Below are 12,324 nucleotides of genomic sequence, written 5' to 3' on the forward strand. Positions count from 1 at the left end.
AAACGGATTCATAATTGTGTTGTACAGTTGGTTGTAAGGAGAGGGGAAACTATGGCAGAACAGACAGTCCGTGTAACCGTCGATGGTAAAGAATTTTTTGCATCAGGTGAAAAGACGATACTACAATTATTTAACGAGAGTAATTTGGAACATCCTCAAATTTGTCATGTACCAGAAGTAGATCCAATTCAAACTTGTGATACGTGTATTGTAGAAGTAAATGGGAAGTTAATGCGTGCTTGTTCAACGAAATTAGAGAATGGTATGCATATTGAAAGACAGTCCCAGCGTGCAAAAGAGGCACAGACTGAGGCAATGGATCGGATATTAGAGAATCATTTATTGTATTGTACTGTTTGTGATAACAATAATGGTAACTGTAAAGTCCACAATACAGTACATATGATGGGAATTGAGGAACAGAAATATCCGTATGAGCCGAAAGTAAGTGCGTGTGAAGTGGATATGTCACATCCATTTTATCGATATGATCCAAATCAATGTATTGCTTGTGGGCAGTGTGTAGAAGTATGTCAAAACTTACAAGTGAATGAAACTATATCGATTGATTGGAGCTTAGACCGTCCACGTGTTATATGGGACAATGGTGTAAGTATAAATGACTCATCTTGTGTAAGTTGTGGGCAGTGTGTAACAGTATGTCCATGTAATGCGTTAATGGAAAAAACAATGCTGGGTGAAGCTGGATTCATGACAGGATTGAAACCGGATGTGTTAGATCCGATGATTGATTTTGTAAAGGATGTAGAACCTGGATATAGTAGTATTTTAGCAGTTTCAGAAGTAGAGGCTGCGATGCGTAAGACGAAAGTGAATAAAACAAAAACAGTTTGTACATTTTGTGGTGTAGGTTGTTCATTTGAAGTATGGACGAAAGACCGCCACATTTTGAAAGTACAGCCTGTTTCAGATGCGCCGGTTAACGGTATTTCCACATGTGTAAAAGGCAAATTTGGATGGGATTTTGTAAACAGTGAAGATCGCATTACGAAGCCATTAATTCGCCAAGGAGATATGTTTGTTGAAGCTTCATGGGAAGAGGCTCTTGAAGTTGTTGCATCCAATATGCAGCATATTAAATCAGAATATGGAAGTGATGCATTTGGATTTATTTCTTCTTCGAAAGTAACGAATGAAGAAAATTATCTTATGCAAAAACTAGCCCGTCAAATATATGGAACAAATAATGTAGACAACTGTTCCCGTTATTGTCAATCTCCAGCAACAGACGGTTTATTTAAAACTGTCGGTATGGGCGGGGACGCTGGAACAGTGAAAGATATTGCGGAAGCAGGCCTTGTCATTATCGTTGGAGCAAATCCAACAGAAGGACATCCTGTACTTGCAACGCGTGTAAAACGTGCACATAAATTACATGACCAAAAATTAATTGTGGCAGACCTTCGTAAACATGAAATGGCAGAGCGTGCGGATTTATTCATTCATCCGCGCCAAGGAACTGATTACGTATGGCTCGCTGGTATTACGAAATATATTATTGATCAAGATTGGCACGATAAAAAGTTCATAGCTGAAAATGTGAAGAATTTTGATGAATATAGCAAAATGGTAGAAAAGTATACGCTTGATTATACAGAAGAAATCACGGGGATTTCGAAAGAAAATCTGAAAGAAATGGCTCGTATGGTATATGAAGCAGATGGTACTTGTGTACTTTGGGGAATGGGTGTAACTCAAAATACTGGAGGAAGTACAACTTCAGCAGCAATTTCAAATCTATTGCTTGTTACGGGTAACTATCGTCGTCCTGGTGCAGGAGCATACCCATTACGCGGACATAATAACGTACAAGGCGCTTGTGATATGGCAACATTACCAAACTGGCTTCCAGGTTACCAAGCGGTTTCAGATGATGCGCTCCGTGCGAAATTTGAAAAAGCATACGGTACTACAATTCCGAAAGCACCAGGCTTAAATAATATTGCAATGTTACTTGCGGCAGATGAAGGAAAACTGCGTGGTATGTATGTTATGGGTGAAGAAATGGCTTTAGTAGATTCGAATGCCAACCATGTACAACATATTTTAGCGAATTTAGATTTCCTTGTTGTTCAAGATATGTTCTTATCGAAAACAGCTCGTTTTGCTGATGTTATTTTACCAGCGGCACCAAGCTTAGAAAAAGAAGGAACGTTTACAAATACAGAGCGCCGCATTCAAAGATTATATGAAGTATTGAAGCCGCTTGGTGATTCAAAACCAGACTGGTGGATTTTACAAAAAGTTGCTCGTGCACTAGGCGGGGATTGGAATTATGAAAGTCCAAGTGAAATTATGGACGAAATCGCGTCACTTGCACCGTTATACTCTCAAGCAACGTACGACCGTCTAGAAGGATGGAATAGTTTATGTTGGGGTAGTCATGATGGTAGCGATACACCGCTATTATATGTAGACGGATTTAACTTCCCAGATAAACTCGCTCGTTTATCATTAGATGAATGGATACCACCAGTTGTAGCGCCAGATGAGTATGATTTACTTTTAAATAATGGACGTATGTTAGAACATTTCCATGAAGGGAATATGACGAATAAATCGGCTGGTATTTTATCTAAAGTATCTGAAGTGTTCGTTGAAATCTCCCCGGAACTTGCCCTAGAGCGCAATGTGAAAGATGGTGGTCTTGTAGAATTAGCATCACCATTTGGGAAAATTAAAGTACAGGCACTTGTTACAGATCGTGTAACGGGGAAAGAGCTATATTTACCGATGCATGCAACAGTAAATGAAGAGGCAATCAATATTTTAACTGGAACGGCGACAGATCTTTATACGTGTACACCAGCGTATAAACAAACGATGGTAAAGATGCGTGTACTACGTGAAAAAGGGAATCGTCCGTTACCATCTTCAAACCCGAGAGATAAAAAGCGTAATCCGCAAAATGGTGTTGAAATCCAGCAAAAATGGCAAAGAAAACAATACGTATCACTTGTGGACTAGGGGGCGGAGATAGTGGCGAAAGAAATTACTGTAATTAAAAAGAAAGTTGTAACAGAGGAAGAACAGAAACAGCAAGTAGCAGATGAACTTCTAAATGAGTTATCTAATAATCGTGAAGCAGTAGAAGAAACGATGCAGCTTTTAGCACAGTTGCAGAAGGCTGGTATATTAGATGCAGCAATTAGTTTACTTGCTGCGAAGGAAGATGTTTCAAAAATCGCTGTGGAGCAATTAAATCGTGAACCAGTTAAAAATGCACTCAACAATATGATGGGGGCAGGAGAAGCGTTATCTTCAGTTGATCCAGAAATAACGAAGCAAATTACGTCAAGTTTAGTTACAGGATTGCAATTTGCAACAGATGAATTAAATAGTGGTAAAAAAACAAAAGTAATGGATTTCTTTAAAGTATTAAAAGATCCAGATATCAATAGAGCTATTACATTCGGTTTTAGCTTCTTGAAAGCATTTGGACAAGGCCTAGAGAAAAAATAGAATAAATGAAAAAGTGATGGGAAGTAGCCATCACTTTTTTCATTATATGTATAAGAGTGTTCATGTTAAGCGGAATATATTATTATTAAAAAGATGGATTAGAACTTGAAATATGGAATCCATCTCAAATACCGTTTTAGAATTTGGAGGAATATATGCAACACCGTAAAAAACTATCTATACCAGGAGTAATGAGACATTCCTTTCAAACAGTTAAATTTGCTTTTTGGAATGTATTAACTTTTCAACTTGCTTATAAATTATTAGCAGCGATTGTGTTTGTTCCACTATTTGGAATCATTTTTAATAAGTTATTGTATTTTGCTGGTTATGCAAATGCGACAAATGATGAATTATTAGCGTTTTTAAAGACGCCTTATGGCATCTTAGCAATCGTAATTTTATCATTGTTAGCACTGTTTCTTATCTTTACAGAATTTGCGGTGCTTATTATTATTTCGTATTTCGCTCATAAAAGACAGAAGGTGAAATTACGTCCGATTTTATATAAAACGGTAACGTATTTACCTACTCTTTTCACATATTGCTTACCAGGATTTATTTTATATGCTGTCGTATTGTTGCCTCTTTTAAATATGGGATATGAAACGGCGTTAATCCCGCAAATTCAAATTCCTAACTTTATTACAGGAGAACTTTTTAAGACAACGATGGGACAAGTTGGTTATTACACGTTCTTTGCTGTAGTCGCGTATTTGAATCTTCGATGGATTTTCGTTCTACCCATTGTTGTTTTAGAGCAAAAACCATTTCGCGTGGCAGCACGTAAAAGTGCAACTTTAGTAAAGGAAAGCTTTTTTAAAGTACTATTCTTTTTAGTAGGATTTTTTATTTCAATTGGAATTGTATATGTCGTGTTTTTGGGAATATATTTATTGTGCCTATGGGGTGTTTATGAATTTACAAACCCGAAAGGAACATTTGCATTATTAGCTGAATCAACGATTTCTGTATTTTTAACGAGCACATTGTATTTATTCAGCTTTATCGTGACGCCATTTTATATTATGGCGATTACGCGATTATACTTACAAAAGGTACCGGTTGAGGATGTTTTATTAGAAGAAGGATTAGATTATTCGAAAACGAAAGCAGATAAATGTTTCTTCCAAAAACATCGTTGGAAATTCATTGGCGTATACATTGTAGGAATTATTACTGCCGGAATGGTCGTTGCTTTCATTGTAACGTTTATTTCAAATTCATATAAAGAACCGATTATTATGGCGCACCGCGGGTATATATCAAAAGGTGTAGAAAATACGAAAGAAGCTGTGCAAGGTGCTATTGATGCAAAAGCAGACTACGCTGAAATAGATGTATTACAAACGAAAGACGGTGAACTAGCGGTTATACATGATTTGAAGCTGAAACGTCTCGCAAATGCCAATGTGCATGTGTCAGATTTAACGATGGCTGAGTTAAGGCAGCTTACCCTTAGTCAAGATGGACTTTCAGGACAAATAAGTACACTTGATGAAATCATTAAGCTAGCAAATGGCAAAATCAAACTTAATATAGAAGTGAAGCTTCATGGGGGCGAAAAAGATTTTGTAAACAAAGTCTTAAAAACGATTAAAGATAATGAATTTGAGAAGCAATGTGTAATTCAAACGTTACACTATCCACTTATTAAAGAGTTTAAGCGTGCAAATCCAGATATAAAAGTAGGGTATATATTGTATGCAAGTAGAGCTAACTTAAAGAATGTGAAGGCTGACTTTTACGTAGCAGAAGAATATATGTTAAATAAGAAGTTAGTAAAAGAAGCAAGGAAGTTAAACAAACCAATTTACGTATGGACAGTAAATGATATGGAAAATTTAAAGGCATATTATAAGTTGAACGTAGATGGTATCATAACCGATTACCCTGAAGATGCACGTGAAACAATTAAGATGTTAAAAGAGCAAGAAGCGGAAGAAAGTGATCTGTTTGATAAAATTACTGAAACGACAGATGATTTATTTTCTAAGTTATTTATAAGTTACCCAGCTGCTAGCTAAATGCTAGCAGCTGTTTTTTTTTTTGAAAAGAATATATCTCTAAAGTATTGAGTAAAATAATAACTGTATATGTATACGTTATCGCTTAGGTTTCTTACATTGTTAAATTATTGTCAAATAATAAAAGGTTGCTGTTTATTTTGAAGAGGTATAATAAAAATAGAGTGATAGATAATGAAATGTCACGAAACCCCCAATAGAATCAATGTTTTATATATTTACACTATTCTAAATATATAAACTTTATAAAAATGGTATGTTAGCGTTTTCATAACTTTTAAGTTATGCTAGAATAAGGACATAAGTTATTAATTATTACAAAAAGAAAAAAGAATCTCTTTTTTCTGTTAATTATAAGGGGGCATTTCATTATGCGTATTGGGGTACCAGCAGAAATTAAAAACAACGAAAACCGTGTGGCAATGACACCAGCAGGTGTTGTACATTTAATTCGTAACAATCACGAAGTATTCATTCAAAAGGGTGCAGGTTTAGGGTCTGGTTTCACAGACGCTCAGTATGTTGAAGCGGGAGCAAAAATTGTTGATACAGCTGAAGAAGCTTGGAACATGGAAATGGTTATGAAAGTTAAAGAACCAATTGAAAGCGAATACAAACACTTCAGTGAAGGCTTAATCTTATTCACATACTTACACTTAGCTCCAGAGCCAGAATTAACAAAAGCTTTAATCGAGAAAAAAGTTGTTTCTATTGCATATGAAACAGTACAATTAGAAAATCGTTCATTACCATTACTTGCACCTATGAGTGAAGTAGCTGGTCGTATGGCTGCACAAATTGGTGCACAATTCCTTGAGAAAAACAAAGGCGGTAAAGGTATCTTACTTGCAGGTGTTCCAGGGGTTAAACGTGGTAAAGTAACAATCATCGGTGGTGGACAAGCTGGTACAAATGCTGCTAAAATTGCAGTTGGACTAGGTGCGGATGTAACAATCATCGACTTAAGCGCAGAACGTCTTCGTCAATTAGATGACATTTTCGGAAACCAAGTAAAAACTTTAATGTCTAATCCTTACAATATTGCAGAAGCTGTTAAAGAGTCTGATCTTGTAATCGGTGCAGTATTAATCCCAGGTGCAAAAGCTCCAAAACTTGTAACAGAAGAAATGATTAAATCAATGGAACCAGGTTCTGTTGTTGTAGATATCGCGATTGACCAAGGTGGTATTTTCGAAACAACTGATCGTATTACAACTCATGATAACCCAACTTATGAAAAACACGGCGTTGTTCATTATGCAGTTGCAAACATGCCAGGTGCGGTTCCACGTACATCAACTCTTGCATTAACAAACGTAACAGTACCATATGCAGTACAAATTGCTAACAAAGGCTACAAAGAAGCTTGCCTAGGCAACACTGCACTATTAAAAGGTATTAACACATTAGATGGCTATGTAACATTTGAAGCAGTTGCAGAAGCTCACGGTGTAGAGTACAAAGGTGCTAAAGAATTATTAGAAGCAGAAACAGTATCTTGCTAATAGAAGCATTATACAAAACAAAATCGAACAATATATAAAACAACATGATAAGAGCTAAGAGTGAAGATCTCTTAGCTCTTCTTGGCAAAAGGGGGCATACATCGTGGCCAACCTATTTAAAAAGAAATCCGTTACGCAATTGTTAGGGGAAAGTAAAAGTAAAACTTTGACGAAAACGCTAGGGGCATTTGACCTAACAATGCTAGGGATTGGTGCGATAATTGGTACAGGAGTTCTAGTATTAACTGGATTAGTAGCAGCAAGAGATGCTGGTCCAGCAGTTATTTTTTCATTCATGATTGCAGCCATCGTTTGTGGATTTGCAGCATTATGTTACGCAGAGGTTGCTTCTACACTTCCTGTTTCAGGTAGTGTGTACACATACTCATATGCAACAATTGGCGAGTTTGTAGCTCATTTAATGGGATGGACATTACTATCCGTATATGTTGTAACGACTGCCGCAGTAGCTGGCGGATGGACTGGTTACTTCCATAACTTAGTGAGTGGATTAGGGCTTGAAATTCCAAAAGCACTGCTAACGATTCCGTCTCAAGGTGGTATGGTGAATTTACCAGCAGTTATCGTTACATTAGTTATAACTTGGTTATTATCAAGAGGTACGAAAGAAAGTAAACGCGTGAATAACATAATGGTATTAATTAAAATTGGTATCGTTGTTTTATTCATTGCAGTTGGTGTATTCTACGTGAAACCAGAAAACTGGATACCATTTGCACCGTACGGTTTAAGTGGAGTTTTCGCGGGGGGAGCAGCAGTATTCTTTGCTTTCTTAGGATTTGATGCATTAGCAACTTCTGCTGAAGAGGTAAAAAATCCGCAACGTGATCTACCGATTGGTATTATCGCTTCGTTAGTCATTTGTACAATCATTTATGTTGTAGTTTGTCTCGTTATGACGGGGATGGTTTCTTATAAAGAATTAGATGTACCAGAAGCTATGGCATATGTGTTAGAAGTTGTAGGACAAGATAAAGTAGCTGGTATAATCGCAATTGGAGCTGTAATTGGTATTATGGCAGTAATTTTTGCTTACATTTATGCAACGACACGTGTATTCTTCGCGATGAGCCGTGACGGTTTATTGCCAGAATCTTTCGCGAAAATTAATAAAAAGACAGAAGCGCCAACATTTACAGTTTGGTTAACAGGAATTGGTAGTGCTTTAATTGCTGGATTTATCGATTTAAAAGAATTGTCGAATTTAGCGAATATTGGAGCGTTGTTAACATTTGCGATGGTTGGTGTGTCAGTTATTATTCTTCGTAAAACACATCCAAAATTACAACGTGGATTTATGGTACCACTTGTACCGATCTTGCCGATTATTTCGATTGCATGTTGTCTATTCTTAATGGTAAATCTACCATTAAAAACATGGATGTACTTCGGTGCTTGGTTAGCAATTGGAGTAGTTGTATACTTTGTTTATTCGAAAAAACATAGTCATTTAAAAGACGATGGAAGTTCGCAGGATAATTTAGAACAAGCTAATTAAAAGGGATATAAGTATAGTAAGCCTTGTGCGTCTAGGGAGCGCGCAAGGCTTTTTCTTTTGTTGAAATAAAGGGGATGTATATTACTTTGTTGAATTTTTATGTCGGAATATGAAAAAAGGGTGGGGGCATAATGGAAGAAACAAAAGTTGTTGTTGGAGCAGAGGGTTATAATAATAACCCTGGTTGGTTACATACGAATGAAGAAGAATTAAATTTATTACGGAGAGAAACTTGGCTTGATAAATTTCAACCTAATTCTTTATCAGTAATTTTGGCAGAACATGTATGGGAGCATTTATCATATGAAGAAGGAATTGAAGCTGCAAAAATTTGTTATGAGTTTTTAATAGAGAATGGATATATTCGTTGTGCAGTACCAGATGCATTTTTTCCAGATGAAGAATATCAGCAAGGGGTACAAGTAGGTGGACCTGGTCCATTAGATCATCCTGCAGCAAGCCATAAAATTGTTCATAACTATAAAACAATCACGTCCATGTTTGAATCAGCAGGTTTTCAAGTGATGCTCTTAGAATACTGTGATGAGAATGGTAAGTTTCACTATAATGATTGGAATGAGAAAGATGGATTTATTTATCGTTCGAAACGTTTTGACCATAGAAATCGGGATAATCAGTTAGGATTTGTTTCTTTAATTGTGGATGCGGTGAAAAATGAAAAGTAAGTAAAAAGGGATGTGCGAATTGTGCATCCTTTTTTGTATGAGAATATAGAGAGTGCGGAAAATATGTATACGACTTATTAAAATGTGAACGGAATGTTCATAAAAAAAATTCAGATTTCATTGACACATATGAGTGGACGCTCATATAATAAGAGTATAAGATATATGAATGATTGTTCATATGTTCAATTAAAGAGGTGAGCTATAATGGCTGGAAATAAAGTAGAAACACCACAAGAGACATGTTCTCAAACGATAATTCATGAAGAAGTTGTAGAGCAAGTAAAACAAACAATTCCAACTGATGAAAGTTTAAGTAAAGTAGCAGAACTATTTAAAGTATTAGGTGACCGTACACGTACGAGAATATTACATGCGCTATTTGAAGCTGAAATGTGCGTTTGTGATTTAGCTTATTTATTAGGAATGACACAATCATCTATTTCGCATCAGCTTCGTGTGTTAAAGCAAGCGAAACTTGTGAAGAATCGTAAAGAAGGAAAGGTTGTTTATTATTCGTTAGCTGACCAGCACGTAATTCATATCTTCGAGCAAGCGTTTGAACACGTAAACGAAGAAGAATAAAAGAACGCGAGGAGGGAGAACGATGGCTGAAGCATTGGTGAAAAAGAAACTGATGTTAGAAGGTTTAGATTGTGCGAACTGTGCAATGAAAATTGAAAAAGGTGTTGGGAATATAGAAGGGGTAAATTCTTGTTCTGTAAACTTCGCAACAAAGACAATGATCTTAGAAACAGCACAAAATAAAGAAAACGAAGTTGTTACGGAAGCAAAACAACTCGTTACAAAATTAGAACCGCATATTAAAGTTCAAGAAGAACAAAAAAATAAAATTGCTAAAGAAGTATTTATATTAGAAGGTTTAGATTGTGCGAACTGTGCAATGAAAATTGAAAATAAAGTGAAGGAAATGCCAGCTGTCTCAGAAGCAACTGTTGATTTCGTATCGAAGAAACTACGAGTAGAAGTTGCGAATAAAAGAGAACTAGAAGCGACTGTAGCAAATATAACAAATGTCGTTCAAAAGTTAGAACCAGATGTGAAAGTTGTTCGTGAAGAGAAGAACGGTCATGACCACGGACATAGTCACGATCATGGTGAAGCAAATGTGAAAAAGATGGTAGGGAGATTAGTGGTCGGCGGAATTTTGACAGCAATTGCTGCATTAGCGGGCTTACCACAAATGGTAACAATTCCGTTATTTGTCCTTGCTTATTTATTAATAGGTGGAGATATCGTTTGGAGAGCGATAAGAAACATAACTCGTGGCCAAGTATTTGATGAAAACTTTTTAATGGCAATTGCAACTGTAGGAGCTTTTGCAATTCAACAATATTCTGAAGCTGTAGCAGTAATGCTATTTTATCAAGTAGGAGAACTATTCCAAAGTATTGCGGTAAACCGCTCCCGAAAATCAATTACTTCATTAATGGATATTCGTCCTGATTATGCGAATGTAAAGATTGGAAATGAAACGAAGCAAGTATCACCAGAAGATGTAAAAATTGGCGATTATATTATCGTTAAGCCAGGTGAGAAAGTGCCGTTAGACGGAAAAGTAATTGAAGGAACATCAATGGTAGATACTTCAGCATTAACAGGTGAATCTGTACCACGTGAAGTAGAAGTTGGAAATGATGTATTAAGTGGCTTTGTGAACCAAAATGGTGTGTTGACAATTGAAGTTACAAAAGAATTCGGTGAATCCACTGTATCGAAAATTTTAGATTTAGTTCAAAATGCAAGCAGTAAAAAAGCACCAACGGAAAACTTTATTACGAAGTTTGCACGTTACTACACTCCAGTTGTAGTTATTACAGCGGCGATCATGGCGTTTATTCCACCACTTATTTTAGAAGGAGCTACATTCTCTGAGTGGATTTATAGAGCTTTAGTGTTCTTAGTAATCTCTTGTCCATGTGCGTTAGTTGTATCCATTCCTCTTGGATTCTTTGGAGGTATCGGTGGTGCATCTAAAAGTGGTGTGTTAGTAAAAGGTAGTAACTATTTAGAAGCTTTAAATGATGTAAAATATATTGTTTTTGACAAAACAGGAACATTAACAAAAGGTGTTTTCAAAGTTACAAAAATGGAACCGAGCGAAGGTACTACAAGTGAAGAGTTATTAGAGTATGCGGCATTTGCTGAAGTATATTCTAACCATCCAATTGCCCAATCTATTCGAAAGGCATATGGAAAATCAATTGATGAAAAAATAATCGATGATTATAACGAAATTTCTGGTCACGGTACAGTCGTAAAAGTACAAGGAAAAGAAATTTTTGCAGGTAATGCAAAATTAATGAGAAAAGAAAATATTGAATTTAAGCAACCAGAAACAGTAGGTACATTAGTTCACGTTGCTGTAGATGGAAGATATGCAGGTTATATTGTTATCTCTGATGAGGTAAAAGAGGATTCGAAACAAGCGATTCAAAAGTTAAAAGAACTAGGTATTAAAAAGACAGTAATGTTAACTGGTGATGCAAAACCAGTTGGTGAAGCTGTCGGTAAAGAATTAGGCTTAGATGAAGTTCATGCGGAATTACTACCGCAACAAAAAGTAGAAGAGATTGAAAAAATTGATGTAGCGAAGCACGGAAAAGAAAAAATTGCCTTCGTTGGTGACGGTATTAACGATACACCAGTATTAGCCCGTGCAGACGTTGGTATTGCGATGGGTGGTTTAGGATCAGATGCAGCAATTGAAGCGGCAGACATCGTTATTATGACTGATGAGCCTTCAAAAATTGCGACAGCTGTAAAAATTGCAAAACGCACAAGAAGTATAGTGTGGCAAAATATCATCTTTGCTTTAGGTGTAAAAGGGATCGTTTTATTACTTGGTGCCTTTGGTATTGCAACAATGTGGGAAGCTGTTTTCTCAGATGTTGGTGTGACACTACTTGCAGTGTTAAATGCAATGCGTGTATTACGAGTGAAAGATTTATAAAAAAGAGGACGCAACCCGCGTCCTCTTTTTTATTGGTGATTTTGTTGAAATTGACTCAATAAAATAATACCAAATATTATTTTACTTTCAAATAGTGCAATATTAAAATTTACAAATAAAATACATTCGT

The 12,324-nt window shown here is 36.2% G+C and carries 8 protein-coding genes; all 8 read left to right on the forward strand.

Annotated elements, in window-relative coordinates:
* Nucleotides 1–51: 51 nt before the first annotated feature.
* The 8 genes from fdhF to NST86_RS03025 all read left to right on the forward strand — a co-directional run bounded on the left by fdhF (nt 52) and on the right by NST86_RS03025 (nt 12,194).
* Nucleotides 52–2,988, forward strand: a complete 2,937-nt coding sequence (gene fdhF, locus NST86_RS02990) for a formate dehydrogenase subunit alpha (protein ID WP_000840636.1) — start codon at nt 52–54, stop codon at nt 2,986–2,988.
* A gap of 12 nt (nt 2,989–3,000) precedes the next feature.
* Nucleotides 3,001–3,483, forward strand: coding sequence for a DUF1641 domain-containing protein (locus NST86_RS02995; protein WP_001040540.1), 483 nt, complete (start codon nt 3,001–3,003; stop codon nt 3,481–3,483).
* 155 nt (nt 3,484–3,638) lie between these two features.
* Nucleotides 3,639–5,510 (forward strand): glycerophosphodiester phosphodiesterase, encoded by a 1,872-nt coding sequence (locus NST86_RS03000; RefSeq protein ID WP_001164705.1) that lies wholly within the window; start codon nt 3,639–3,641, stop codon nt 5,508–5,510.
* A gap of 371 nt (nt 5,511–5,881) precedes the next feature.
* Nucleotides 5,882–7,015 (forward strand): alanine dehydrogenase, encoded by a 1,134-nt coding sequence (gene ald, locus NST86_RS03005; protein WP_001219744.1) that lies wholly within the window; start codon nt 5,882–5,884, stop codon nt 7,013–7,015.
* 103 nt (nt 7,016–7,118) lie between these two features.
* Complete coding sequence (locus NST86_RS03010; protein ID WP_001284890.1) at nt 7,119–8,534, forward strand: amino acid permease; 1,416 nt, start codon at nt 7,119–7,121, stop codon at nt 8,532–8,534.
* 131 nt (nt 8,535–8,665) lie between these two features.
* Nucleotides 8,666–9,220: a class I SAM-dependent methyltransferase gene (locus NST86_RS03015; RefSeq protein ID WP_000393176.1), complete on the forward strand. Its 555-nt coding sequence runs from the start codon at nt 8,666–8,668 to the stop codon at nt 9,218–9,220.
* Nucleotides 9,221–9,427: 207 nt separating this feature from the next.
* Entirely contained in the window at nt 9,428–9,805 is a 378-nt protein-coding gene (locus NST86_RS03020) for an ArsR/SmtB family transcription factor (protein WP_000918378.1), read from the forward strand.
* 22 nt (nt 9,806–9,827) lie between these two features.
* Nucleotides 9,828–12,194 (forward strand): heavy metal translocating P-type ATPase, encoded by a 2,367-nt coding sequence (locus NST86_RS03025; RefSeq protein ID WP_227593337.1) that lies wholly within the window; start codon nt 9,828–9,830, stop codon nt 12,192–12,194.
* The last annotated feature ends 130 nt before the right edge of the window (nt 12,195–12,324 follow it).

Source organism: Bacillus sp. FSL L8-0199 (assembly GCF_038005705.1).
In the GTDB taxonomy this organism is placed as follows: domain Bacteria; phylum Bacillota; class Bacilli; order Bacillales; family Bacillaceae_G; genus Bacillus_A; species Bacillus_A cereus.